At 74.9% G+C, this 23,924-nt stretch carries 23 protein-coding genes; 9 read left to right on the forward strand and 14 right to left on the reverse strand.

Features of this window, described 5'->3' with window-relative positions:
• Positions 1-493: 493 nt before the first annotated feature.
• The 5 genes from ACK586_RS21110 to ACK586_RS21130 form a co-directional block, all read right to left on the reverse strand.
• Entirely contained in the window at positions 494-706 is a 213-nt protein-coding gene (locus ACK586_RS21110; protein WP_409332476.1) for a ubiquitin-like protein Pup, read from the reverse strand.
• A gap of 81 nt (positions 707-787) precedes the next feature.
• Positions 788-2,293: a depupylase/deamidase Dop gene (dop, locus tag ACK586_RS21115; RefSeq protein WP_409332477.1), complete on the reverse strand. Its 1,506-nt coding sequence runs from the start codon at positions 2,291-2,293 to the stop codon at positions 788-790.
• Positions 2,294-2,346: 53 nt separating this feature from the next.
• Positions 2,347-3,240 carry a septum formation family protein gene (locus ACK586_RS21120; protein WP_409332478.1) on the reverse strand — a complete coding sequence of 298 codons (894 nt, stop codon included), beginning with the start codon at positions 3,238-3,240 and terminating at the stop codon, positions 2,347-2,349.
• 71 nt (positions 3,241-3,311) lie between these two features.
• On the reverse strand, positions 3,312-5,102 hold the full coding sequence (gene arc, locus ACK586_RS21125) for a proteasome ATPase (protein ID WP_409332479.1): 1,791 nt from the start codon (positions 5,100-5,102) through the stop codon (positions 3,312-3,314).
• Between the two features lie 176 nt (positions 5,103-5,278).
• On the reverse strand, positions 5,279-6,157 hold the full coding sequence (locus ACK586_RS21130) for a tRNA (adenine-N1)-methyltransferase (protein WP_409332480.1): 879 nt from the start codon (positions 6,155-6,157) through the stop codon (positions 5,279-5,281).
• A gap of 199 nt (positions 6,158-6,356) precedes the next feature.
• Between ACK586_RS21130 and ACK586_RS21135 the strand changes: the two genes are divergently transcribed.
• From ACK586_RS21135 to ACK586_RS21145, 3 genes are read left to right on the forward strand one after another with little or no spacing between them, the layout of a single operon-like run.
• Complete coding sequence (locus tag ACK586_RS21135) at positions 6,357-7,292, forward strand: RecB family exonuclease (RefSeq protein ID WP_409332481.1); 936 nt, start codon at positions 6,357-6,359, stop codon at positions 7,290-7,292.
• Positions 7,293-7,328: 36 nt separating this feature from the next.
• Complete coding sequence (locus ACK586_RS21140) at positions 7,329-8,117, forward strand: maleylpyruvate isomerase family mycothiol-dependent enzyme (RefSeq protein WP_409332482.1); 789 nt, start codon at positions 7,329-7,331, stop codon at positions 8,115-8,117.
• A gap of 51 nt (positions 8,118-8,168) precedes the next feature.
• On the forward strand, positions 8,169-8,684 hold the full coding sequence (locus tag ACK586_RS21145; RefSeq protein WP_409332483.1) for an HtaA domain-containing protein: 516 nt from the start codon (positions 8,169-8,171) through the stop codon (positions 8,682-8,684).
• Between the two features lie 10 nt (positions 8,685-8,694).
• Here ACK586_RS21145 and ACK586_RS21150 read toward each other — a convergent pair whose 3' ends face one another.
• Positions 8,695-9,411, reverse strand: coding sequence for an HAD family hydrolase (locus ACK586_RS21150; protein ID WP_409332484.1), 717 nt, complete (start codon positions 9,409-9,411; stop codon positions 8,695-8,697).
• Positions 9,412-9,482: 71 nt separating this feature from the next.
• On the opposite strand from ACK586_RS21150, the gene ACK586_RS21155 reads away from it, so the two are divergent.
• Positions 9,483-10,286 (forward strand): thioesterase family protein, encoded by an 804-nt coding sequence (locus tag ACK586_RS21155; RefSeq protein WP_409332485.1) that lies wholly within the window; start codon positions 9,483-9,485, stop codon positions 10,284-10,286.
• A gap of 57 nt (positions 10,287-10,343) precedes the next feature.
• Entirely contained in the window at positions 10,344-10,583 is a 240-nt protein-coding gene (locus ACK586_RS21160; protein ID WP_409332486.1) for a hypothetical protein, read from the forward strand.
• A gap of 45 nt (positions 10,584-10,628) precedes the next feature.
• Here ACK586_RS21160 and ACK586_RS21165 read toward each other — a convergent pair whose 3' ends face one another.
• Positions 10,629-13,379, reverse strand: a complete 2,751-nt coding sequence (locus ACK586_RS21165) for a helix-turn-helix transcriptional regulator (RefSeq protein WP_409332487.1) — start codon at positions 13,377-13,379, stop codon at positions 10,629-10,631.
• 87 nt (positions 13,380-13,466) lie between these two features.
• Here ACK586_RS21165 and ACK586_RS21170 point away from each other — a divergent pair, with 87 nt between their 5' ends.
• The gene (locus ACK586_RS21170; RefSeq protein WP_409332488.1) at positions 13,467-13,649 is read left to right on the forward strand and encodes a hypothetical protein; all 183 of its coding nucleotides are present in this window, start codon (positions 13,467-13,469) and stop codon (positions 13,647-13,649) included.
• 77 nt (positions 13,650-13,726) lie between these two features.
• Here ACK586_RS21170 and metH read toward each other — a convergent pair whose 3' ends face one another.
• Positions 13,727-17,527 (reverse strand): methionine synthase, encoded by a 3,801-nt coding sequence (gene metH, locus ACK586_RS21175; protein ID WP_425330394.1) that lies wholly within the window; start codon positions 17,525-17,527, stop codon positions 13,727-13,729.
• Between the two features lie 90 nt (positions 17,528-17,617).
• Between metH and ACK586_RS21180 the strand changes: the two genes are divergently transcribed.
• The 3 genes from ACK586_RS21180 (at position 17,618) to ACK586_RS21190 (ending at position 19,410) form a co-directional block, all read left to right on the forward strand.
• The gene (locus ACK586_RS21180; protein ID WP_409332489.1) at positions 17,618-18,478 is read left to right on the forward strand and encodes a PAC2 family protein; all 861 of its coding nucleotides are present in this window, start codon (positions 17,618-17,620) and stop codon (positions 18,476-18,478) included.
• A 161-nt stretch (positions 18,479-18,639) separates the two neighbouring features.
• A complete protein-coding gene (locus ACK586_RS21185) occupies positions 18,640-19,083 on the forward strand; it encodes a VOC family protein (RefSeq protein WP_409332490.1) in 444 nt (147 codons plus the stop codon).
• A 3-nt stretch (positions 19,084-19,086) separates the two neighbouring features.
• On the forward strand, positions 19,087-19,410 hold the full coding sequence (locus tag ACK586_RS21190; protein WP_409332491.1) for a TfoX/Sxy family protein: 324 nt from the start codon (positions 19,087-19,089) through the stop codon (positions 19,408-19,410).
• 40 nt (positions 19,411-19,450) lie between these two features.
• On the opposite strand, the gene ACK586_RS21195 is transcribed toward ACK586_RS21190, so the two are convergent.
• From ACK586_RS21195 to ACK586_RS21220, 6 genes are all read right to left on the reverse strand, one after another.
• On the reverse strand, positions 19,451-19,720 hold the full coding sequence (locus ACK586_RS21195) for a hypothetical protein (protein WP_409332492.1): 270 nt from the start codon (positions 19,718-19,720) through the stop codon (positions 19,451-19,453).
• Positions 19,721-19,781: 61 nt separating this feature from the next.
• The gene (locus tag ACK586_RS21200) at positions 19,782-20,810 is read right to left on the reverse strand and encodes an HD domain-containing protein (protein WP_409332493.1); all 1,029 of its coding nucleotides are present in this window, start codon (positions 20,808-20,810) and stop codon (positions 19,782-19,784) included.
• Positions 20,810-22,135 carry a cysteine--1-D-myo-inosityl 2-amino-2-deoxy-alpha-D-glucopyranoside ligase gene (mshC, locus tag ACK586_RS21205; RefSeq protein WP_409332494.1) on the reverse strand — a complete coding sequence of 442 codons (1,326 nt, stop codon included), beginning with the start codon at positions 22,133-22,135 and terminating at the stop codon, positions 20,810-20,812. The genes ACK586_RS21200 and mshC overlap by 1 nt, the downstream gene beginning before the upstream one ends.
• 32 nt (positions 22,136-22,167) lie before the next feature.
• Positions 22,168-22,614 carry an SRPBCC domain-containing protein gene (locus ACK586_RS21210; RefSeq protein ID WP_409332495.1) on the reverse strand — a complete coding sequence of 149 codons (447 nt, stop codon included), beginning with the start codon at positions 22,612-22,614 and terminating at the stop codon, positions 22,168-22,170.
• Positions 22,611-23,012: a VOC family protein gene (locus ACK586_RS21215; protein WP_409332496.1), complete on the reverse strand. Its 402-nt coding sequence runs from the start codon at positions 23,010-23,012 to the stop codon at positions 22,611-22,613. The genes ACK586_RS21210 and ACK586_RS21215 overlap by 4 nt, the downstream gene beginning before the upstream one ends.
• A 148-nt stretch (positions 23,013-23,160) precedes the next feature.
• Complete coding sequence (locus ACK586_RS21220; RefSeq protein WP_409332497.1) at positions 23,161-23,916, reverse strand: SCO1664 family protein; 756 nt, start codon at positions 23,914-23,916, stop codon at positions 23,161-23,163.
• Between the last annotated feature and the right edge of the window lie 8 nt (positions 23,917-23,924).

A 23,924-nucleotide genomic window follows, 5' to 3' on the forward strand; every position in this document is an offset into this window, starting at 1 on the left:
CCAGACGTTCCACCCCGCCATTCCCCCAGCTCAGCGGGCCATCCTCGATGCGCTACCGCAGGTGGAAGTCACGCACTAAGCAAATGATCAAAGTCGGGATGCCGTACCGACGACGGAGGTGGTAACTCCGCTCTCCACCGAGTCTCTCCTTGGACGCTCGGCCACGTGCGTTGTGACAGGGCTTGCAGTAGGAATTGAGTCCGCTACGTGTCGCCGAATTGCGTCCGAACGCCTCCACAGGGAGGACGCTGTCGCAGTCCGGACACCACTTGTGCCCCTCGGGCACCGGGACATCGTTGCGGTAGCGACGCTTCGGCAGGCCCTGCCTCCGTGTCTTGGCCGCTCGGTGCCGTCGCCGCGCGTGGGTCCGACAGTAGAAGGCGTAGCCGTCCTTTGAGTTCCGATTCCTCGTGAACTCACTTATCGGCTGTACGGTACCGCAATCGCGACAGAGCTTGAACTCCACCATTTTTCGGAATGCAATTCCGAAACCCTATTGACCCCCTTTTTGTACATACTGACGAACAAATTCTTCGCTGTTCTCCTCGAGCACCTCGTCGATCTCGTCGAGGATCGAGTCGATGTCCTCGGTGACTTCCTTGTGGCGCTCGGCGACCTCTGTGTCGACCGACGCCTCGACCTCCTCGGTCTCCTCGCGCGACCGCGTCGCCCGCTGCTGCCCGCCGCCGGTGTCCCTCGTGGCCATGCCGACCTCCCGTACCCGAGCCGAAGTACCTGCTGAGGAGAACGCTACTCGCCGGGAGTGACATCCGAGCGGTGCGCGCGATCAGCTCCCCGTGATGGTGTCGACCAGCTCCTGGGCGCTGGAGGTGGACTCGAACAGGGCGCCCACGTGGTCCCGCGTGCCCCGCAGCGGTTCCATGGTCGGGATCCGCACGAGGTTCTCCCGGCCCAGGTCGAACACGACCGAGTCCCAGGACGCCGCGGCGATCTGCGCGGGGTACCGCCGCAGGCACTCCCCCCGGAAGAACGCCCGGGTGTCCGTCGGCGGGGTCAGCATCGCCCGGGTCACCTCGTCGTCGGTCAGCAGCCGCTGCATCGAGCCGCGGGCGACCAGCCGGTGGTACAGGCCCTTCTCCGGCCGCACGTCGCTGTACTGCAGGTCGACCAGCTTCAGCCGCGAGTCGCCCCACGCCAGCCCGTCCCGCGACCGGTACCCCTCCAGCAGCCGCAGCTTGGCCGGCCAGTCCAGCCGGTCGGCCAGTCGCATCGGGTCGTCGGCCAGGGTCGCGAGCACCTCGCCCCACTGCCGCAGCACGTCGGCGGTCTGCTCGTCGCCGTCGCCGCGCTGGTCGACGAAGCGCTGCGCCTGCTCCAGGTAGGCCTCCTGCACCTCCAGCGCGGTCATCCGCTGGCCGGTGCGCAGCCGCACCTTGTACGTCAGCGACGGATCGTGGCTGATGGCCTGCAGCGCGGCCACCGGCTCCTCGATCGTGAGGTCCCGGGTGAGCGCCCGCGCCTCGATGAGCGCCAGCACGAGCGACGTCGTCCCCACCTTCAGGTAGGTCGACAGCTCGGCCAGGTTGGCGTCGCCGATGATCACGTGCAGCCGGCGGTACTCGTCGGGGTTCGCGTGCGGCTCGTCGCGGGTGTTGATGATCGGGCGCTTGAGCGTCGTCTCCAGGCCGACCTCGACCTCGAAGAAGTCGGCGCGCTGGGAGAGCTGGAAACCCTGCGTGCGCCCCTCGGTCCCGGTGCCCACCCGCCCCGAGCCCGCGACCACCTGACGGGTCACGAAGAACGGGATCAGGCCGCGGATGATGTCGACGAACGGCGTCCGGCGGTCCATCAGGTAGTTCTCGTGCGCGCCGTAGGAGGCGCCCTTGCCGTCGGTGTTGTTCTTGTACAGCTGGATCGGCTGGGTGCCCGGGACCCGGGCGGCCCGCCGGGCCGCCTCGGCCATGACCCGCTCCCCCGCCTTGTCCCACAGGACGACGTCGCGCGGGTTGGTCACCTCGGGCGTCGAGTACTCCGGGTGCGCGTGGTCGACGTAGAGCCGGGCGCCGTTGGTGAGGATGACGTTGGCCATCCCGGCGTCCTCGTCGAGGTCGTTGTGGTCCAGCGCCTGCGCCGGGGACAGGTCGAAGCCCCGGGCGTCGCGCAGCGGCGACTCCTCCTCGAAGTCCCACCGCGCGCGGCGCGGCGCGGGCGCCTCGGCCACCGACCAGGCGTTGACCACCTGGCTCGACAGCGTCGTCGGGTTCGCCGACGGCGACCCGGGCACCGAGATGCCGTACTCGACCTCGGTGCCCATGACCCGCCGCACGCTCATGGACCAACCCTAGGCCGCGCGGACGACGGCCCGGCGGACACGTCGGCGGACGCTCAGGGACGCACGCTGCCCGTGCTCTGCCCGCCACCCGCGGGCACGATCACGCAGCGCGCCTCGTCGCCGGACTCCCAGTCCTCCGCGGTGTCCACCCACACGTCGGCGGCGTAACCCAGCGGCAGCGGCCCGCCCAGGTACTCCTGCACCGCGCCGGCGCAGCTGGCCACCAGTCCCTGCCGGGTCGGCTCGTCGGGGTAGGGCGCGCCCTCGGGGACGTCGGCCAGCCGGAAGCCGGTCGGCTCGGCCTGGTGCGGCTCCGAGCAGGGGACGACGCCGTAGTCGGTGGGTGTGCCGGTGAAGCAGACCCGGTAGGCAGCGGGGTCCGGCCCGGTCAGCGCGCGGGCCAGGATCCCCGGGGCGGTCTCGGGGCGGGTGTAGCCGTAGAACACGTCGCAGCGCATCCAGCGCGCGCCGGCCGCCCACTGCTCCTCGTCGGGCAGGAAGACGGCGTAGTAGGCGTAGGGGTCCTCCGGCTCCTCCCCGCCCAGGTAGGCCACCACGTCGCCCAGGTCGCAGAACTCGTCGATCCGGGTGGCGAGGTCGCCGTCGTCGGTGAGGTCGTCCTCGGCCGGGCGCTCGTCGTCCGGGCCCAGCCCGGTCTCGCCGACCGCGGCCGTCTCGGCGTTGTGCTCACCGCCGCAGGGCACCGCGGCGGGCGGGTCCAGCGGCCGGTCCTCCTGGCCGTCCTCGAGCAGGTAGCAGGAGCCGACCAGCGGCGGCGCCGCCGGATCGGTGCTCCCCGGGCCGGCCACCGGCACCGTCGGCTTGGCCGCGCCGTAGTCGGCCGGCCGGGCATCGCCCTGGACCGTGCCCGTGCAGGCCGCGAGCGCCACCAGGCCACCCAGCGCGGCGAGGACCCGGGCCGGAACGGTGCGAACGGCGGCACCCATGTCGAGCGGGCTCCCTCCACCCGGACGCGTGGCGCCCGGCGCCGGCGCCACGGGGGCGCCGGCGCCGCACGCTACAGGTACTGGCCGGTGTTCGTGGCGGTGTCGATCGCGCGGCCGGACTCGTTGCCCTTGCCGCTGATGAGCGTGCGGATGTAGACGATCCGCTCGCCCTTCTTGCCCGAGATCCGCGCCCAGTCGTCGGGGTTGGTGGTGTTGGGCAGGTCCTCGTTCTCCTTGAACTCGTCGAGGCAGGCCTGCATGAGGTGGCCCACCCGGAGCCCGCCGGAGCCGGTCTCCAGCCGCTCCTTGATGGCCATCTTCTTGGCGCGGTCGACGATGTTCTGCAGCATCGCCCCGGAGTTGAAGTCCTTGAAGTACAGGACCTCCTTGTCGCCGTTGGCGTAGGTCACCTCGAGGAAGCGGTTCTCCTCGCTCTCGGTGTACATCCGCTCGACGGTGCGCTGGATCATCGCCGAGATGGTGGCCTCGCGGCTGCCGCCGTGCTCGGCCAGGTCGTCGGGGCTCAGCGGCAGCGTCGTCGTCAGGTACTTGCTGAAGATGTCGCGCGCGGCCTCGGCGTCGGGCCGCTCGATCTTGATCTTCACGTCGAGCCGGCCGGGCCGCAGGATCGCCGGGTCGATCATGTCCTCCCGGTTGGAGGCGCCGATGACGATGACGTTCTCCAGGCCCTCGACGCCGTCGATCTCGCTGAGCAGCTGCGGGACGATCGTGCTCTCCACGTCGGAGGACACCCCCGACCCGCGGGTGCGGAAGATCGAGTCCATCTCGTCGAAGAAGACGATGACCGGCGTGCCCTCGCTGGCCTTCTCCCGGGCCCGCTGGAAGACCAGCCGGATGTGCCGCTCGGTCTCGCCGACGTACTTGTTGAGCAGCTCCGGGCCCTTGATGTTGAGGAAGTAGGAGCGCCCCGAGTGGGCGCTCGCGTCCCCCTGCGCCGCCGCGACCTTCTTGGCCAGCGAGTTGGCCACGGCCTTGGCGATGAGCGTCTTCCCGCAGCCGGGCGGGCCGTAGAGCAGGATGCCCTTGGGCGGGCGGAGCTCGAACTCGCGGAACAGGTCGGCGTGCAGGAACGGCAGCTCGACGGCGTCGCGGATCTGCTCGATCTGCCGCGAGAGGCCGCCGATGTCGCCGTAGTCGATGTCGGGGACCTCTTCGAGGACCAGCTCCTCGACCTCGCTCTTGGGGATCTTCTCGTAGACGTACCCGGAGCGGTTCTCCAGCAGCAGCGAGTCTCCGCTGCGCAGCGCCGTGCCGGCCAGGGACTCGGCCAGGAAGACGACCCGCTCCTCGTCGGTGTGGCCGATGACCAGCGCCCGGCGGACCTCGCCCTCGACCGGCTCCAGCAGCTCCTTGAGCATGACGATGTCGCCGCCGCGCTCGAAGCCGCGTGCCTCGACGACGTTCATGGCCTCGTTGAGCATCAGCTCCTGGCCGTGCTGCAGACCCTCCACCTCGACCGAGGGGGACACCGACACGCGCAGCTTGCGGCCGCCGGTGAAGACGTCGACCGTGCCGTCCTCGTGCCGGGTGAGGAAGACGCCGTACCCGGACGGCGGCTGCCCGAGCCGCTCGACCTCCTCCTTGAGCGCGACCAGCTGCTCGCGCGCCTCGCGGAGGGTCCCGGCCAGCTTGTCGTTGCGCTCGGAGAGGAAGGCCGCGCGCCCCTCCGCCTCGGCGATCCGCTCCTCCAGCACGCGCACCGTGCGGGGGCTGTCGGCCACCTTCCGGCGCAGGAGGCCGATCTCCTCCTCCAGGTAGGAGATCTGGCTGAGCAGCGCCGTCACGTCACGTTCGCGCCGCGCCCGGAACTCGTCGGGACCACCACTCGCACCTGGGCCCATCACGCACCTCCGCACACCTCGGGGGAGCCAGGACGCAAATCTATACACGCGGGAGGTGACGGTGCTGCTGCCTCGCAGGACTGCCGCCGAGGTGATACCGCCCGCTCCGGGAGCCCGCGCGGGCCGTGCGCGGAGCCCTGCGCGGGGTGGCGGGCGAGGGGGTGGCGGGCGGGGCCTCAGAACTTCTGCGCGCGCCGCTGCCGGACCGGCGCCACGGTGCCGTCGGCCAGCCGGCGGCAGGTCACCAGGAACGCCGTGTGGGCGACCATCCGGTGCTCGGGGCGGACGGCGAGCCCGACGGCGTGCCAGGGACGCAGCAGCGACTCCCAGGCGTGCGGCTCGGTCCAGACGCCCTGCTCGCGCAGCGCCTCGACGTAGGTCGACAGCTGGGTCGCGGTCGCGACGTAGCCGACGAGCACCCCGCCCGGGCGCAGCGCCGCGGCGACGGTGGGCAGCACCGCCCACGGCTCCAGCATGTCGAGCACGACCCGGTCGACGACCTCCGCGGCGGGGTGGTCGGCGAGATCGCCCAGGCGCAGGTCCCAGGTGGCCGGGACCCCGCCGAAGAACGCGCCGACGTTGGCCCGGGCGACGTCGGCGAAGTCCTCGCGCCGCTCGTAGCTGGTCACCGCTCCCCCGCTGCCGACGGCGCGCAGCAGCGAGCAGGTGAGCGCCCCGGAGCCGGCGCCGGCCTCGAGCACCCGCATGCCGGGGCCCACGTCACCGAAGGCCACGATCTGGGCGGCGTCCTTGGGGTAGATCACCTGGGCGCCGCGCGGCATGGACAGCACGAAGTCGGCCAGCAGCGGCCGCAGCGCCAGGTAGCCGGTGTTCGCGGTCGAGTGCACCACCGACCCCTCGGGGGCGCCGATGAGGTCGTCGTGGGCGATCGCGCCGCGGTGGGTGTGGAAGAGCTTCCCGGGCTCCAGGACGACGGTGTGGTGGCGGCCCTTCGGGTCGGTCAGCTGCACCCGGTCGCCGACGGCGAAGGCGCCGGCCACCTGCTCCCGGGGCGGCGCGGCGGGCGGGGGCGGCTGTTCCTGCTCGGGGTCCACGGGCGACGAGGGTACGGAGCCCGGCGCAGGCCCCGGCGCGGTCGGTCCGGCGCAGGCCCCGGCGCGGTCGGTCCGGCGCAGGCCCCGGCGCGGTCGGTCCGGCGCAGGCCCCGGCGTGGTCGGTCCGGCGCAGGCCCCGGCGCGGCCGACCCGGCGCGGGGGCTCGGAACTGTCGGTGGGCCGACCTAGCCTCGGTGCCATGACGGTGCTCCACCCCGACCCGGTCTCCCCCGCCTCCGTCGAGGCGCCGGGCGCTGCTCCCGACCCCGCCGGCCCCGCGGCGCCCCGCCGGCCCTCGCTGTCGCCCAGCCGCGCGGCCGACTTCAAGACCTGCCCGTTGCTCTACCGCTTCCGCACCATCGACCGGCTGCCCGAGCGCAAGAGCCTCGCGGCGGTGCGCGGCACGCTCGTGCACGCCGTCCTGGAGAGGCTGTACGACCTGCCGGCCGCCGGGCGCACCCCGGAGGCGGCCCGGGAGCTGCTCGCCCCGGCGTGGGAGGAGCTGTCGGCCGACCCGGCGGTCACCGAGCTCTTCGAGGCCGGGGCCGACGGCGCGCCCGCCCCGTCGCTGGACCAGTGGCTGGCGTCGGCGGGCGAGCTGGTCGACGCCTACTTCACGCTGGAGGACCCGACCCGCATCCAGCCCGAGGGCCGCGAGCAGCTGGTGGAGGTCACGCTGCCCGACGGGCTGCTGCTGCGCGGGTTCGTCGACCGGCTCGACGTGGCGCGCAACGGCGCGCTGCGGGTCGTGGACTACAAGACCGGCTCCATGCCCCGCGAGGCGTTCGAGGCCAAGGCGCTGTTCCAGATGAAGTTCTACGCGCTGGTGCTCTGGCGCACCCGCGGCGTCGTCGCCAGCCAGCTCAAGCTCCTGTACCTCGGCGACGGGGACGCGCTGACCTACGCCCCCGACGAGGGCGAGCTGGTGCGCTTCGAGCGCACGCTGCAGGCCATCTGGAACGCGATCGAGCGTGCCGTGTCCACGCAGGACTTCCGGCCGAACCGGACCCGGCTGTGCGGCTGGTGCGACCACCAGGCGCTGTGTCCCTCCTTCGGCGGCACTCCCCCGCCGTTCCCGACCGAGGCCGCCGCCGCAGCCGGCTGGGCCACCCTGCCGCTGGTCGAGCGGGACTGACGGAGGTCCCGCCCCGAGGTGGCAGGCTCGCGCACCGTGGCCCTCGATCACGACCGGCTGATCCGCGTCCTCACCGAGCAGACCGGCCTGCTGCGCGACGTCGTCCGGGCGGCCGATCCGGCGGCGCCGGTGCCGAGCTGCCCGGGCTGGACGATCGGGGCGCTCGTCCGGCACCTGGCCGGCGGTCTGCGGTGGGCTGCGGAGATCGTGGCCACCCACGCGACCCGGCCGCCGGACGACCGGTCCTTCCGCGACGTCGACCGCGACACCGAGCAGTCCCCCGCCGAACTCGACGCCCAGCTCGCCGAGGGCTCGGCGGCGCTGGCCGCCGCCCTGCGGGACGCCGGCCCGGACGCGCCGCTGTGGACGCCGCTCGGACCGGGCACCGCCGCGTTCTTCGCCCGCCGCTTCGCCCACGAGGCCGCGGTGCACCGCGCCGATGCCACGCTGGCCGTCGGGCAGCCCTTCGCGCTGGAGCCCGAGGTGGCGGTCGACGCGCTGGACGAGTGGCTGGACCTCGCCTGCCTGCCCCGGATGCTGGACCTGTTCCCGGAGCGCCGCGCCCTGCTGGGTCCCGGTCGCACGGTGCACCTGCACGCCACCGACACCGCGGCCGAGCTCGATGCCGAGTGGGTGGTCGACCTGACCGGCGCCGTCCCCACCTGGCGCCGGGCGCACGAGAAGTCCGCCGTGGCCGTCCGCGGGCCGGTGACCGGGCTGGTCCTCCTCGTCTACGGCCGTCGCCCGGCCGACGGCGACGACCTGCAGGTGTTCGGCGACCGCGGGCTGCTCACCACCTGGCTGGCGGCCTCCCCGTTCGGCTGACGGCTGCCGAGCGGGGAGGCCCGGCCGCCCGATGCGGCAGGATCAGCGGCCATGACCGACCAGCCCCCGGACGCACCGCCCCCCGGAGACGTCCCCTTCGGCCTGCTCTGGGGCATCAAGCGGTCGTTCATCTCCTACGTCCGCCGCATGCCCGACGGCCAGGGGTCGATCCACGACGGCGCCGTCCCGCTGGGCGAGGACACCATCCTCTTCCCCCCGCTGCCGGGGAGCGTCGCGGGCAGCGCCGGCGCCGACCGCACCTGGGCGTTCACGGGCGACGTCCGGTTCCGCGGCCACGGGGGCATGCTGTTCGTCCGGGTCGCCGCACCGCTGGTGACCGTCCGCGGGGACACCGCCGAGCTGTCGATCGAGGACCCCTACGCCCGCGCCGAGGCCGAGCGCGTGCCGCTGGTGACGCTGCGCCTGGAACCCGGCCCGGCTCCGGAGGGCGCCGCCGTGTGGCTGGGCTCCGACGTCCGGCTGACCGAGGCGGGCTCGGTGCTGTTCAACGACGTCTACCAGCCGGGCGAGCCGTTCGAGCAGCTCAGCATCATCCTCCCGGCCTGACGCCGCGCGCTCACCGGCCGGCGGTCGCCCGTCCCGCCAGCAGGCCGGCCAGGTCGTCCGGGCCCAGCCCGGCCAGTGACTCCCGCAGCACCAGCCCCGGAGCGGGGTCGACCACCTGCATCGCCGGGACGCCGAGCACCGCGGCGCCCGAGGCCAGCCCCGCCGTCACCCCGACCACCGAGTCCTCGACGACGACGCAGCACCGCACGTCGACCCCGAGCGCGCCGGCGGCCTGCAGGTAGGGCGCGGGATCGGGCTTGCGGGCGGGCACCTCGTCGCCGCAGACGGTGACGTCGAACGGGACGCGGCCGAACGAGCGGGCCATGGACCCGAGCACGAGGTCGGTGAGCCGCCGCGGCGTCGTCGTGACCAGTGCGGTCGGCACGCCCACGGCGCGCACCGCGGCCAGCAGCTCCCGGGCCCCCGGACGCCACTGCACCCCGCCGGCCATCGCCCCGGCCACGGTGTCCTCCACCCACGTGGCGTCCGCGGTCATGGCCGCCTCGTCCGCCGGCAGGGCCAGGTCGGCGTACAGGACATCCAGCGCCGTCCGCATGCTGGTGCCCACCGTCGCCGCGCGGGCCGGCGCGCTGAGCACCCCGCCGCGGCGCCGGGCGAGGGCGAACAGCGCCTCGCCCCAGTGCTGCTCGGTCTCGACCAGCGTGCCGTCCATGTCGAACAGCACCGCAGCCGGCGACGGGTCCTGGTCGGACGGGGTGGGGTTCACCGGCGGGGCCGCGTACGCATCGCGTCCACGGTACGGGGGCGGCCGGACCGGGCTGTGGCACGGTGGCCGGCATGGCCGAGCGCGCGCTGTTCCTCCGCGAGGGCGACTCCTTCGTCGCCACCGAGCTCTCCCAGGGCGCCTGGGACCCCCGGCACGCCAACGGCGGGTCGACCCTCGCGCTGCTCGCGCACTGCCTCGACGACGTGCCGACGCTGGTGCCCATGACCCTGGGTCGGCTGACGGCCGACCTGATGCGCCCGCTGACCCTCGGCCGGCCGCTGTCGGTCACCCCTGTCGTCGTCCGGGAGGGCAGGAAGATCCAGCTCGTCGACCTCGAGCTGCGCGTCGACGGCGAGCTGTGCGCCCGCGCGTCGGCGCTGCGGCTGCGCGACGCCGACCTGGGCGGGCTGGACGGCCACCCGGTCGGCGCCCCGGTCCCCGCGTCGGCCCCGCTGGCGCCCCCGGAGGAGGCCGTGAGCCTGCGCGAGACCTCCCCCGCCCCGGCCGGCTTCCTCCAGGCCGTCGACATGCGCTACGCACCCACCGTCGACGGTGCGGGCCGCGGCGTCTGGGTGCGGCTCGAGGTGCCGGTCGTCGCCGGCGAGCCGGTCCGGCCCACGTCTCGCATGGCACTGGCCTTCGACTACGCGAACAACATCGGCGTCACCATGGACGCCGCCACGGCGACGACGATCAACCCCGACGTGAGCGCCCAGGTGCTGCGGCAGGCGACGGGCGAGTGGTTCGCGCTGACCGGCCGGACGCGGTTCACCCCCGCGCTGGGCCGGGGCGTCTCCAGCGCTGAGCTCAGCGACCTCGACGGGCTCGTCGCGGTCCTCACGGTCAGCCAGCTGGTCCAGCCCCGCGCACGCTGACGCCCGGCGCGCCGGATCCCGGTGACTGTGAGGTGGGTCACGTGGGACGCTCCGCGCATGACGGTCCGATACGTGACGGGGATCCACGTGGACACCGCGCCCGGCCGGGGCAGCGCCGGGCGCCCGGTCGTGCGGCGCACACCGCACGCGGTGCCGGTGGGGGACGACGGCGCCGCCCCTGCCCGCGCCTGCTGCGGCGCGGACGTCCAGGAGGTGCACGCCGAGGTGCCCTTCCCGCCGGGGCACACGCAGCAGTTCCAGGCCGCGGCCTGCCTGGAGTGCCAGGCCCGGGTCTGAAGCGCGGGTCCGAGGCACGGTCGGCGGTGACCCGCGCGAGCGGCGTCAGGGGGCCGGCTCGCGGAGGTGGTGCGCCAGCTCCGTGCGCGACCGGAGGCCGTGCTTGCGCAGCACCCGGCCCAGGTGGTGCTCGACCGTCCGGGGGCTGAGGAAGAGCGCGGCGGCCACCTCCCGGTTCGTCAGCCCCCGGGCCACCAGCAGCGCCACCCGGGTCTCCTGCGACGTCAGCGGCTCGCGCTCGCCGGCCGGCCGCCGGCGCGCGGTCTCCCCGGTGGCGGCCAGCTCGGCGTCCGCCCGCGCGGTCCAGGCGGCGAGGTCGTCGGCGGCGAACAGGCCGCGGGCCCGCCGCAGCTCCTCGCGGGCGGCCAGCCGCTGCCCCGCCCGGCGCAGCGCCGCGCCGCGCAGGAGCCGGGTCCGCGCCTCCTCGAAGGGCTCCGGCCAGGCGGCGTGCGCGGCCAGGGCATCGGCGAACGCCACGTCGGCCCGCGCCGGCTCGGCGACCAGGCCGGCGCAGCGGCCCACGAGCGCCCGCACCGCCGGGGGCCGCGGCGGCGGGTTGGCGGCTCCGTACCGGTCCGCAAGGTCCGCGGCCTCGGCGCCGCGGCGCAGGCCGACCAGGGCCTCGACGAGCAGCGGGGCGGCGGGCAGCCGGTCGCCGACGTGTCCGCTGTGCCCGCCCGGGCGCGCCACGACCGGCTCGAGGGTCGCCACCACGCGGGGAAGGTCGCCCGCCGACAGCGCGCAGGTGGCCTCGACGACCGCCAGGTGCTCGGCGACCGCGGCCGTCCCGGCCCGCTCGACCAGGCCCCGGGCCGCGGCGACGAGCCCGTCGGCCTCCTCGGCCCGTCCCCGCAGGGCGGCCTCCACGGCGAGGACCAGCCGGGCCAGCGCGAGCTCGGAGACGTGCCCCAGCGCCTCGCCGAGCTCGACGGACTCGCCGGCCGCGGCGTAGGCCTCGGTGTGGTCCCCCAGGAGGGCCCGCCCGGCGGCCACCAGCGCCAGCGCCGGCACGAGGACGCCGAGCGCGCCCCGCTCGCGGGCCGCCTGCAGGCGCCGGTCGAGGCCGACGAGGTCGCCCGAGCCGGCCACGTCCCCCATCCACCGGCCCGCGATGACGGCCAGGAGCAGGTGCCGGGGATCGGCGCGCAGCCCCGGGTCGCCCTCGAGCAGCGCCACCGCCCGGAGCATCTGCGCGCGTGCCGCGGGCGCGTCGCCGGCGAAGGACGCGGCGGCCGCGGCGAGGTAGGCGGCCAGCATGTCCTGCTCCGGGTCGGTGCGGTCGGCGGTCGCGGCGAGCTCGGCGGCGACCTCGCGCATGCCGGCCGCGTCGTCCCACCGGTAGCGCAGCAGGCCCAGCTGTGCCAGGGCCCGCGCCCGGACGCGGCCCCGGCCGCTCCGCGCGGCCTCGGCCTGCAGCTCGGTGGCCCGGGTCACCGAGCCGGCGAACTCCTCGAGGAGACCCAGCGCGTGCAGCGCAGTGGCCCGCGCGTCGCCGTCGGCACCCGGCGACCGGTCGAGCAGCCGGGCGGCGAGCGCTCTGGCCCGGTCGCCGTCCCCGGCCAGGCAGGCGTCCTCCACCGCCGCCGCGAGGTGGCGCGACGCCGCGGCCGGGTCGCCGGCCAGCCCGGCCGCCCGCTCCAGGAGCTCCGCGGCCGCGGCGTGACCGAGCCGGGCACGGCTGGCCGCCGCGGCGGCGGCGAGCTCCACGGCCAGGTCGTCGTCGTACCCGGTGACCGCCGCGGCGCGGTGGCGCAGCCGCTCCGGGGCCCCGGCCGGCAGCGCCTGCGCCAGCGCGGCGTGCGCCCGGCGGCGCGCGGCAGCGGAGGCCAGCTGCCAGGCGGCGGTCCGTACCAGCGGGTGCCGGAAGCGCAGCTCGCCGTCGACCCGGTGCACGATGCCGCGCTGGTCCAGCTCGTCCACGGCGACGGCGGGGTCCGTGCCGTCGGCCCGGAGGGCGTCGGCGACGGCGCGGTCGGCGCCCTCCGGGGCGGCGGCCAGCAGCAGGGCGGCGGACCGCGCGCCGGGACCCAGCCCGGCCAGGGCGTCCCGGTACCCGGCCAGCAGCTCCCCGCCGGCCGGCAGGCTCTCCGGTAGCGGCGCCGCCCCCACCCGCTGGGCCTGCGTCAGACCGGCGGCGGCCTCCACCAGGGCGAGGGGGTTGCCGCCGGTCGCCTCGGCCAGCCGGGCGGCCACCGCCGGCGACGTGCCCGGCACCAGCTCCCGGACGGCGCCGGCGGGCACGCCCGCGAGCGCGAGCCGGTCCAGCCCGTCGGCCTCGACGGGCAGCGCGGCGCCGGTGCGGGCGGTGAGGAGGAGGACCAGCCGGTCGGCGGAGGCGCGCCGGGCCGCGAAGAGCAGCGCCTGCGCCGACTCCCGGTCCACCCAGTGCAGGTCGTCGACGGTCACGAGGACGGGCCGGGTGTCGGCCGCGGCCGACAACACCGTCAGGGTGGCGACCCCGGTGAGGTAGCGGTCCGGTGGCCGCCCGCCCTCCGGTGCCCCCTCGCCGAGCACGGCCGCCAGCGTCGCGCGCAGCGGCGGGGCGAGGGTGCGCGCCAGCGGCTGCAGGGGCCGCAGCAGCGCGAGCAGGCCGGCGTGTTCGAGGCGGGCCTCGGACTCGACCCCGCGGACCGACAGCCGGCGAAAGTCCCCGGCGACGGCCGCGGCCGCGGTCAGCAGGGCCGTCTTGCCGATGCCGGCGTCCCCGGTCACGAGAAGGGCGCGGGCGGATCCGGCTCGCGCCGCCTCGAGCGCGGCGCGGATCCGGTCGAGCTCCGCAGCCCGGCCCGCCAGCACCGGTCCATGGTGGCCCGGACCGTCACTGGCGGGAATAGGGGCTTCCCCCGACGCGACGGGGACCGGCCGGGCCCGACGGTGACCGGCATGAGTGCCACGACGTCCCCCGCGGCCCGGTTCGGCCGGGCCCTGCTGCGCTCGATGGGCCGGTCCTTCGGTCTCCTCTACCCCCCGTTCTACCCGTGGGGGCTCCGCGTGCCCTACACCGACGGGTCCCCGGCGCCGGAGCGCACCGGGGCCCGGTCGGTGACCGGCCGGGCCCCGCGGTGAGCTCCATCGCCCTGCTGCGGCCCCCGATGCTGGTCTGCCACGGCCGGGAGTTCTCCCGGGCCGCCTGACCGCGCGGGTCACTCGTCGTCGGGCCGGTACCCCAGGTTCGGCGACAGCCACCGCTCGGCCTCGGCGAGCGTCCAGCCCTTGCGGCGGGCGTAGTCCTCGACCTGGTCGCGGCCGAGCCGGCCGAGGACGAAGTAGCGGGACTCGGGGTGGGCGAAGTACAGCCCGCTGACCGAGGCACCCGGCCACATGGCCATGCTCTCGGTGAGCGTGATGCCGGTGGCGGCCTCGACGTCGAGCAGGTCCCAGATGGCGAGCTTCTCGGTGTGCTCGGGGCAGGCCGGGTAGCCGGGGGCGGGCCGGATCCCCCGGTACTCCTCGGCGATCAGCGCCGCGCCGTCGAGGCGCTCGTCGGCGGCGTAGCCCCAGTACTCGCGGCGCACCCGCTCGTGCAGCCGCTCGGCGAAGGCCTCGGCCAGCCGGTCGGCCAGCGACTCGAGCAGGATCGCGCTGTAGTCGTCGTGGTCGGCCTTGAACGCCGTCACGCGTTCGGCCGAGCCCAGGCCGGCGGTCACCGCGAAGGCGCCGACGTAGTCGCGCAGCCCGGACTCCCTCGGCGCCACGAAGTCGGCCAGCGACCTGCGGGCGGCGCCGTCGCGCCCCTCCGTCTGCTGCCGCAGCTGGCGCAGCGTGGTCCGGACGGCGACGCGGGTCTCGTCGGTGTAGACCTCGATGTCCTCGCCGCCGACCCGGTTGGCCGGGAACAGCCCGAACACGCCGCTGGCGCGCAGCCACCGCTCCTGGACGATCCGGTCCAGCATCGCCTGCGCGTCGGCGTACAGCTTGCGGGCCGCCTCGCCGCTAGCCGGGTTGTGCAGGATGTCGGGGAACCGGCCGCGCAGCTCCCAGGCGGAGAAGAACGGCTGCCAGTCGATGTACTCGCGCAGCTCGTCCAGCGGGTAGTCCGCGAGCGTCCGCACGAACTGGGCCGCCCGGTGGGAGCCGCGGTCGCAGTCCGGGCCGGTGCAGACGTCGCGCGCCTGCTGCAGCAGCATCCGCGGCCGGGGCGGGCGGTAGCTCTCCCAGTCGAAGGCGGGCGCGGCGGCGCGCGCGGCCTCCAGCGGGAGGAGCTTGCGGGTGTCGGAGCGGGCGGCGTGGCGCTCGCGCAGCTGCTCGTACTCGGTCTCCACGCCGGCCAGCAGGGCCGGGCGCTGCTCGTCCGACAGCAGCCCGGCGACGACGGGCACCGAGCGCGAGGCGTCCTTCACCCACAGCACCGGCCCGTGGTAGGCCGGGGCGACCTTGACCGCGGTGTGCGCCCGGGACGTCGTCGCCCCACCGATGAGCAGCGGGATGTCGAAGCCCTGCCGCTCCATCTCGGCAGCGAGGTTCACCATCTCGTCCAGGGACGGCGTGATCAGCCCGGACAGCCCGATCACGTCGGCCCCCTCGGCCTTGGCGGCGTCCAGGATCTTCTGGCCCGGGACCATCACGCCCAGGTCGACGACGTCGTAGTTGTTGCACTGCAGGACGACGCCGACGATGTTCTTGCCGATGTCGTGGACGTCGCCCTTCACGGTGGCCATGACGACCGTGCCGTTGCTGCGCTCGGCGTCCCCGGGCTGCTTCTCCGCCTCGATGTAGGGGATGAGGTAGGCGACGGCCTTCTTCATGACCCGGGCGGACTTGACGACCTGCGGCAGGAACATCTTCCCGGCGCCGAACAGGTCGCCGACCACGTTCATGCCGCCCATCAGCGGCCCCTCGATGACCTCGATCGGCCGGCCGCCGCGGGCGGCGATCTCGGTGCGCAGCTCCTCGGTGTCGGCCTCGACGAACTCGTCGATGCCCTTCACCAGGGCGTGGGTGATCCGTTCCCCCACCGGCAGGGAGCGCCACTGCTCGGCCGCGGCCTCCACGGCCTCGCCGCTGCCGGCGAAGTCGCCGGCGATCTCGAGCAGCCGCTCGGTGGCGTCGGGCCGCCGGTTCAGGACGACGTCCTCGATCCGCTCGCGCAGCACCGCCGGCACCTCGTCGTAGACCTCCAGGGCCCCGGCGTTGACGATGCCCATGTCCATGCCGGCGCGGATGGCGTGGAAGAGGAAGACGGCGTGGATGGCCTCCCGGACGCGGTTGTTGCCGCGGAAGGAGAACGAGACGTTCGAGACCCCGCCGGAGACCAGCGCGCCAGGCAGGTTCGCCTTGATCCACCGGGTGGCCTCGATGAAGTCGACGCCGTAGGCGGCGTGCTCCTCGATGCCGGTGGCGACGGCGAAGACGTTCGGGTCGAAGATGACGTCCTCGGCCGGGAAGCCGACCCGCTCGACGAGGATGTCGTAGGCGCGCCGGCAGATCTCCCTGCGCCGCGCGAGGTCGTCGGCCTGTCCCTGCTCGTCGAAGGCCATGACCACGACGGCGGCGCCGTGCTTGCGGCACAGCCGGGCCTGGGCGACGAACTCGTCCTCGCCGTTCTTCAGCGAGATCGAGTTGACGATCGACTTGCCCTGCACGCACTTGAGGCCGGCCTCGATGACCTCCCACTTGGAGGAGTCGACCATCACCGGCACCCGGCAGATGTCGGGCTCGGCGGCGACCAGCTTGAGGAAGCGGTCCATGGCCGCGACCCCGTCGATCATCCCCTCGTCCATGTTGACGTCGATGACCTGCGCGCCCGCCTCGACCTGCTGCCGGGCGACGGCGAGCGCCGCGCCGTGGTCGCCGTCGCGGATCAGCCGGCGGAAGCGGGCCGAGCCGGTGATGTTGGTGCGCTCGCCGACGTTGACGAACAACGAGTCCCCGTCGACGGTCAGCGGCTCCAGACCCGACAGCCGCAGCGCGGGACGGCTCTCCGCCGGGGTGCGCGGCGCCGCCCCCTCCACCGCGGCGGCGACGGCGGCGATGTGTGCCGGCGTGGTCCCGCAGCAGCCACCCACGACGTTGACCAGCCCGGCGGCGGCGAACTCGGCCAGGGTCTCGGCGGTGTCGGCGGGGGCCTCGTCGTACTCGCCGAAGGCGTTGGGCAGGCCGGCGTTGGGGTAGCAGGAGACGAAGGTGTCGGCCAGCCGCGCCAGCTCGGCGAGGTAGGGCCGCATCTCCTGGGCGCCCAGCGCGCAGTTGAGGCCGACCGCGAGGGGCCGGGCGTGCCGGACCGAGTGCCAGAACGCCTCGGTGACCTGGCCGGACAGCGTCCGCCCCGACGCGTCGGTGATGGTGCCGGAGATCATCACCGGCCAGCGGCGGCCGCACTGCTCGAACAGCATCTCCAGGGCGAAGATCGCGGCCTTGGCGTTGAGCGTGTCGAAGATCGTCTCGACCAGCAGGATGTCGGCCCCGCCGTCGACCAGGCCCCGGGCCTGGGTCAGGTAGGCCTCGGCCAGCTCGTCGAAGGTGACGTTGCGGGCGCCGGGGTCGTTGACGTCCGGTGAGATCGAGGCGGTGCGGCTGGTCGGGCCCAGCGCGCCGGCCACGTAGCGCTTCCTGTCCGGGGTGCGGGCGGTGACCTCGTCGGCCGCGGCCCGTGCCAGCCGGGCCGAGGCCAGGTTGAGCTCGTAGGCGAGATCGGACATGTCGTAGTCGCGCAGCGAGACCGCGTTGGCGTTGAAGGTGTTCGTCTCGATCACGTCGGCGCCCGCGTCGAGGTACTCGCGGTGGATGCCGGCGATGATCTGCGGCGCGGTGAGGCTGAGCAGGTCGTTGTTGCCCTGCAGGTCGCTCGGCCAGTCGGCGAAGCGCTCCCCGCGGTAGCCGGCCTCGTCGGGGCGGTCCCGCTGGATCGCGGTGCCCATGGCGCCGTCGAGCACCAGGATGCGCTCGCGCAGCAGGACGGTCAGCTCCGCGGTGGCGTCCGGGCGCAGGTCCGGGGAATCGGGCACGACGACCATGGTCGCATCCCCGGCAACCGGGTCGGGCCGCTCGCGGCAACCGGGGACGGCGGCCCGGACCGACGTAGGCTTCCAGGGGTGATGGACCCGAAGTCCCCGTCCGAGGACCTGCCCGAGCTCACCGACCCCGTGGTGGTGGTGGCCTTCGAGGGCTGGAACGACGCCGGCGACGCGGCCACCGGGGCGCTGGAGCACCTCGAGCTCATCTGGGACGCCAGCCCGCTGGCCGCGCTCGACCCCGAGGACTACTACGACTTCCAGGTCAACCGGCCCACGGTCTCGCTCGTCGGTGGGGTGAGCCGGCGCATCGAGTGGCCCACCACCCGCGTGTCGGTCGCCCGCCCGCCCGGCTCCGATCGCGACGTCGTCCTCATCCGCGGCATCGAGCCCAACATGCGCTGGCGCAGCTTCTGCGACGAGCTGATCGAGCTCTGCCGGGAGCTCGACGTGCGGAACGTCGTCGCCCTGGGCGCGCTCCTGGCCGACACCCCGCACACCCGCCCGGTGCCGGTGACGGGGTCGGCCTACGACACCGAGTCCGCCGAGCGGTGGGGGCTGGAGACCTCCCGCTACGAGGGACCCACCGGCATCCTCGGCGTCTTCCAGGACGCCTGCGTGCAGGCCGGCCTGCCGGCGATCAGCTTCTGGGCGGCCGTCCCCCACTACGTCTCCCAGCCGCCCTCCCCGCGGGCGACCGTCGCCCTGCTCCAGCGGGTGGAGGAGGTCCTTGAGCTGACGGTGCCGCTCGGCGCGCTGCCGCAGCAGGCCGAGGAATGGGTCAAGACCGTCGACGAGATGGCCCAGGAGGACGACGAGGTCGTCGAGTACGTGCGCTCGCTGGAGGAGCGGGCCACCGAGGTCGACCTCTCCCAGGCCAACGGGGACTCGATCGCCCGGGAGTTCGAGCGCTACCTCCGCCGCCGCGGCTCCTCCCCCAACTAGCCCCCGGTCCCCTCGTCGAGATCTGCACACTCGTCGCCATCGGCGCCTGATGCCGACGAGTGTGCAGATCTCGTCGGTGGGGGCTGCACACTCGTCGCCATCGGCGCCTGATGCCGACGAGTGTGCAGATCTCGTCGGTGGGGGCTGCCAGGGTGGAGGTCATGCAGCCACGCCTGGACCTGCTCACCGTCGCCGTCCCCGACCTGGACGCCGCCCGCCGCTTCTACGTCGACGGGCTGGGCTGGACACCGGCCCTGGACGTGCCCGGCGAGGTGCTGTTCGTCCAGGTGAACGCCGGCCTGCTGCTCGCCCTGTTCGGTGCCGCCGATCTGGCCGCGGACATGGGGGTGCCGGCCGGGGACGTCGTCGTCGGCGGCGGGTTCACCCTGGCGCACAACGTCGGCAGCCCCGAGGAGGTCCGGCAGGTGGTGGCCGACGCCGAGGCGGCCGGAGCCCGCGTCGTGAAGCCGCCGCAGCAGGCCGCGTTCGGCGGCTTCCACGCCTACCTCACCGACCCCGGCGGCGTGCGGTGGGAGATCGCGCACAACCCGGGGCTGCGGGTCGACGCCGACGGCACCGTGCACATCGGCGTGGTGGAGGGCTGACGCGTGCCGTACTCGCAGGAGCTCGCCGCGCGGGTCCGCCGTGCGCTGGCCGGCCGCGACGACGTCGAGGAGAAGCGGATGGTCGGCGGCGGGCTGTCGTTCATGGTCGGCGGCCGGATGTGCTGCGGGGTCACCCGCGACGCGCTGATGGTGCGCGTGGGCGTCGACGCCGCCCCCGCGGCCCTCGCCGAACCGCACGTCGCACCGATGACGCTCGGCGGCAGGCAGCTGGACGGGTACGTCCTCGTCTCCCCGGAGGGCCACGCCGGGGACGACGCGCTCGGGAACTGGCTCGGGCGCGGGCTGGCCGGAGCCGGCAGGTCCTGACGCCGGCGCTCCCGGGGCCGCGGTCCTCCGGTCCGGTCCCTCAGTCGCGGTCGGCGCGCTCGCTGCTCACCCGGAAGCTCTCGGCCGCGGCGTCGGGGTCGCCCCGGCGCAGCCAGTCGCGCAGCGGCCGGCCCGCCAGGTCCAGCACGAGGGCCACCAGCAGGCACAGCAGCCCGGCGCCCGCGATCCCCAGGCCCACGCGGCTGCCCGTGGCGACCGCCGTCGTTCCCCCGACGGCGAGCAGCACGGCCGCGCACACGCTGAGACGCAGCTGCCACGCCGCCGACCGGCGGGCTCTCCCGGGGCGCACGGCCGGTCATCATGTCCCCCCGCAGCGGCTCGAGGGAAGACCCCGCCGCCCGACGCCGGGATCAGCGGACCGGCAGCAGCGGCCGCATCCGCGCGGTGGCGTCCCCGTCGAACAGCCGGTCGTGCGTGGTGAGGGCGAACCGGTCGGTCATCCCCGACACGTGGTCGACGACCTGGGTGGTGAGGTCAGCGGCGGCGTCGCGGTAGCTGGCCGGGATGAGCCGGGGATGGGCCAGGTGGTGGTCGACGAGCCGGCGGATCACGTCGACGGCCAGCTGCTTCTGCCCGGCTGCGGTCTCCGACGAGTACACCCGCTCGAACATGAAGGCGCGCAGCTCGTGCATCGCCTCCAACGGCTCGGCGGCCATCACCACCCGGCCGCCGTCGGCCAGCGACCCGGCGACGACGGCGTCGATCATCGCGCCGACCATCGCGCTGCCCGGCTCGCCGAAGACCGCCCGAGCCCGCGCCGGCAGGTCACCGGGGCGCAGCACCCCGGCGCGGACGGCGTCGAGCGCGTCGTGGGACAGGTAGCCGATCCGGTCGGCGTAGCGCACGCACTCGGCCTCGCGGGTGGCCGGCGGCGGACTGATCTTCCAGCTGTGCGCCCGGATGCCGTCGCGCACCTCCCAGGTCAGGTTGAGGTCCTCGAGCACCTCGACGATCCGCACCCCCTGCGCCGCGTGGTGCCAGCCGCCGGGCACGTAGGGCTCCAGGGCGTCCTCGCCGATGTGGCCGAACGGCGAGTGGCCCAGGTCGTGGCCCAGCGCGATCGCCTCGGCCAGGGTCTCGTTGAGCCCCAGCGCCCGGGCCAGGGCCCGCGCCACCTGGTCGACCTGCAGGGTGTGGGTGAGCCGGGTGACGAAGTGGTCGCCGTCGGGGTTGAGGAAGACCTGCGTCTTGTGCTTGAGCCGGCGAAACGCCTTGGCGTGCAGGATCCGGTCGCGGTCGCGCTCGAAGGCGGTGCGCAGGGCGTCCTCCGGCTCGTGGCGCGCCCGCCCCCGGCTGGCCGACGAACGGGCGGCGGAGGCCGCCAGGCGCTCCTCCTCCTGCTCGCGGGCGGCGCGGTCGGTGCTCCGGAAGCCGCCCATCAACCCTCCTGCAACGCCGCGCCCGGGTCCGGCGCCGTACCCGCCGCGCCCGGGTCCAGCGCCACCCCGAGCAGGGCGTCGACGGCGTCGCAGACGATGCCGGGCGCCCCCTCCTCCAGTGCCGGGTGGTCACCGGCGGTGAGGGTGCGCGCCGCCCAGTCGTCCACGACGGCGATCGCGCCGGGGCTGTCCAGGTCGTCGGCCAGCCGGTCGCGCAGCGCCGTGAGCACCGGCGCGGCCGCGGCACCGGCGGGCAGGGCGACGGCCCGCCGCCAGGTGGCCAGCCGCCGCTCGGCGTCGGCCAGCAGCTGCGGCGTCCACGCCCGGTCCGTGCGGTAGTGCCCCGACAGCAGTGCCAGCCGGATCGCCATCGGGTCGACGCCCTCGCCGCGCAGCTTGGAGACGAACACCAGGTTGCCGCGGCTCTTGCTCATCTTCTCGCCGTCCAGGCCGATCATCGCCGCGTGCACGTAGGCCCGCGCGAACGGCTTCGTGGCGGTCAGCGCCTCGGCGTGGACGGCGGAGTACTCGTGGTGCGGGAAGACCAGGTCGCTGCCGCCGCCCTGCACGTCGAAGGCCATGCCGATGGTCTCCAGCGCGATGGTGGCGCACTCGATGTGCCAGCCGGGCCGGCCGGCGGTGCCGCGGGGGCCGGGCCACGAGGGCTCACCGGGCCGCTGCCCGCGCCACAGCAGCGGATCCAGGCGGTTGCGCTTGCCGGCCCGGTCGGGGTCGCCACCGCGCTCGGCGAAGAAGCCCAGCATGGTCGCCTCGTCGTAGCGGGACTCGCCGCCGAAGCCGGGCGCCTGGGCGACGTCGTGGTAGACGTCACCGGTGCCGTCGTCGAGCGCGTAGGCCAGGCCCTCGTCCAGCAGGGACTCGATGTGCGCCACGATCCGCGGGATGGACTCGACCGCGCCGACGTAGTCGTCCGGGGGCAGGACGCGCAGCGCCGTCATGTCCTCGCGGAACAGCGCGGTCTCCCGCATGCCGAGGACGACCCAGTCCTCGCCGTCGCGGTCGGCGCGCTCCAGCAGCGGATCGTCGATGTCGGTGACGTTCTGCACGTAGTGGACGGCGTGCCCGGCGTCCCGCCACAGCCGGTTGACCAGGTCGAAGGCGAGGTAGGTGGCCGCGTGCCCGAGGTGCGTGGCGTCGTAAGGGGTGATCCCGCAGACGTACATGCGGGCCGTGCGGTCGGGGCCGGTGGCCACCACCTCGCCCCGCGCGGTGTCGTGCAGCCGGAGCGCGGGGCCGGTGCCGGGGAGGATCGGCAGGAGCGGGGCGGGCCAGGAGAGCACGTCGTCGAGAGTAGAGGCGGGCACCGACGTCACCGCCGGGTCGTCCCCCACCCGGGTCAGGCCTCCAGCAGTCGGGCGAGGCGCGCCAGCGCCATCCGCCAGCCCTCCTCGTTCTGCTCGGGCGGAACCCCGTCGGGCACGCCCTCGTGGACCGCGGTCAGCGCCGTACCGCCCGCGGCGTCGTGGAGGGTGATCGTCGTCGTCATGTCGCCGCGCAGCTCGGGGACGTCGGTCTCGAACTCGTCGACCTCCACCACCAGCTCACCGGGGACCAGCCGGGCGAAGCGGGCCCGGTAGGTGTCGGTGTGCCCGCCGCTCTTGCCGGGGACGGCGGGGTCGTCGTAGGTGAGCAAGACCCGGAACACCCCGTCGCCGAGCCGCTCGACGGCGCTGGTCATCCCCTCGGGGAACCGCCAGGCGGCGATCAGGTCGGGATCGGTGAGGGCGCGGTAGACCGCGTCCCGCGGCGCGGCCAGGTGCGCGGTGACGCGGGAGGTGCTCACGGCCAGGTGACGGCGTGCTCGTCGAAGACCTCGCCGGTCTGGACGCCGACGACGCAGAAGACCAGGCCGGCCGGGTCGGTCATCTGCCAGAACGACCCCATGTCCCGCAGCCGACGGGCGCCCAGCGCCTCCAGCCGGCTGACCTCGGCGGGGACGTCGTCGGTCTCCACGTCGACGTGCCAGCGCGGCGGCGTCCCCTCCCCCGTGCGCTGCACCTCGACGTGGAACCCGCCGGCGAAGGACCCCAGCGACGCCCAGTCCGCGTCACCGGCGTCGCCGGCAGCGGACCGCCCGGCAGCGGGCCGCCCGGTGGCGGCCGACCAGAAGTCCCGGCCCGCGACGTGGTGCTCCGGCGGCAGGTCGAGCAGCAGGATCGCCAGGCGGCTGCGATGCGGCATCTGCCCAACATAGGGACGCGGTCCGCCCCTGCGAGTGGTCGTGCCGCGTCGCGGAGCCCGGAGGGCTCCCGGCGCGGTGCGACGGACGTGCTCAGCGCAGGCCGGGACGGCACCTGGCCGCGGTGCGGTCCGGAGGACCGCGAAGTGCTCAGAACGGCGGCCAGGGGAGCGCCGGCCACTCCCCGCTGGGCTCCGGGTGCAGCTGCGTGCGCAGCAGCTCGGCGACGCGCTGCTGCGTGGCGCGCACCTCGCGGCGCGTGAGGTGCTCGTGCAGCCGCTCGCCGAGGTCGCCGCGCAGGTCGTCGGCCAGCCGCTCGAGGACCTCCAGCGCGGCCACGGGCAGCGGCCTGCCGGCCCAGCGCCACAGCAGGGTGCGCAGCTTGGGGTCCGGGGAGAAGCAGATGCCGTGGTCGACGCCGTACACGTGCCCGTCGGGCATCGGGATGATGTGCCCGCCCTTGCGGTCGGCGTTGTTGACGACGGCGTCGAACACCGCCATCCGCCGCAGCCCGGGGTGGTCGGTGCGCACGAAGGCGGCCAGGTCGACCGACTCGTCGCCGTCCACCCACAGCTGGACCATGCCCGGGCCGAACGGGCCCTCGCGCAGCACCGTCGGCGGGACGACGTCCCAGCCGGTGGCCTCGGAGACCAGCGCGGCGGAGACCTCGCGCCCGGCGAGGGTGCCGTCGGGGAAGTCCCACAGCGGCCGCTCGCCCGCCACCGGCTTGTAGACGCACTCGGCGGCCAGGTCGTCGCAGCGGATGGTGCCGAACAGCGTGACGTTGGAGGCGTCGAGCATCCGGCCCTCGACGTCGATCTCCCCGGCGACCAGCAGCCGCCGGGCCTCCTCGGTGCCGCCGGGCGCGCGCAGGTCCGGGTCGGCGCCGGCCGGCTGCTCGCTCATCGGGCGTC

It is taken from the genome of Trujillonella humicola (assembly GCF_046233715.1).
GTDB classification, from domain to species: domain Bacteria; phylum Actinomycetota; class Actinomycetes; order Mycobacteriales; family Geodermatophilaceae; genus Trujillonella; species Trujillonella humicola.

Bases quoted from the DNA above. Each gene is read 5' to 3' on its own strand.
- ACK586_RS21110 (WP_409332476.1), bottom strand. From the start codon at position 706: ATGGCCACGAGGGACACCGGCGGCGGGCAGCAGCGGGCGACGCGGTCG.
- dop (WP_409332477.1), bottom strand. From the start codon at position 2,293: ATGAGCGTGCGGCGGGTCATGGGCACCGAGGTCGAGTACGGCATCTCG.
- ACK586_RS21120 (WP_409332478.1), bottom strand. From the start codon at position 3,240: ATGGGTGCCGCCGTTCGCACCGTTCCGGCCCGGGTCCTCGCCGCGCTG.
- arc (WP_409332479.1), bottom strand. From the start codon at position 5,102: ATGGGCCCAGGTGCGAGTGGTGGTCCCGACGAGTTCCGGGCGCGGCGC.
- ACK586_RS21135 (WP_409332481.1), top strand. From the start codon at position 6,357: ATGACGGTGCTCCACCCCGACCCGGTCTCCCCCGCCTCCGTCGAGGCG.
- ACK586_RS21145 (WP_409332483.1), top strand. From the start codon at position 8,169: ATGACCGACCAGCCCCCGGACGCACCGCCCCCCGGAGACGTCCCCTTC.
- ACK586_RS21155 (WP_409332485.1), top strand. From the start codon at position 9,483: ATGGCCGAGCGCGCGCTGTTCCTCCGCGAGGGCGACTCCTTCGTCGCC.
- ACK586_RS21160 (WP_409332486.1), top strand. From the start codon at position 10,344: ATGACGGTCCGATACGTGACGGGGATCCACGTGGACACCGCGCCCGGC.
- ACK586_RS21170 (WP_409332488.1), top strand. From the start codon at position 13,467: ATGAGTGCCACGACGTCCCCCGCGGCCCGGTTCGGCCGGGCCCTGCTG.
- ACK586_RS21180 (WP_409332489.1), top strand. From the start codon at position 17,618: ATGGACCCGAAGTCCCCGTCCGAGGACCTGCCCGAGCTCACCGACCCC.
- ACK586_RS21185 (WP_409332490.1), top strand. From the start codon at position 18,640: ATGCAGCCACGCCTGGACCTGCTCACCGTCGCCGTCCCCGACCTGGAC.
- ACK586_RS21200 (WP_409332493.1), bottom strand. From the start codon at position 20,810: ATGGGCGGCTTCCGGAGCACCGACCGCGCCGCCCGCGAGCAGGAGGAG.
- ACK586_RS21215 (WP_409332496.1), bottom strand. From the start codon at position 23,012: ATGCCGCATCGCAGCCGCCTGGCGATCCTGCTGCTCGACCTGCCGCCG.
- ACK586_RS21220 (WP_409332497.1), bottom strand. From the start codon at position 23,916: ATGAGCGAGCAGCCGGCCGGCGCCGACCCGGACCTGCGCGCGCCCGGC.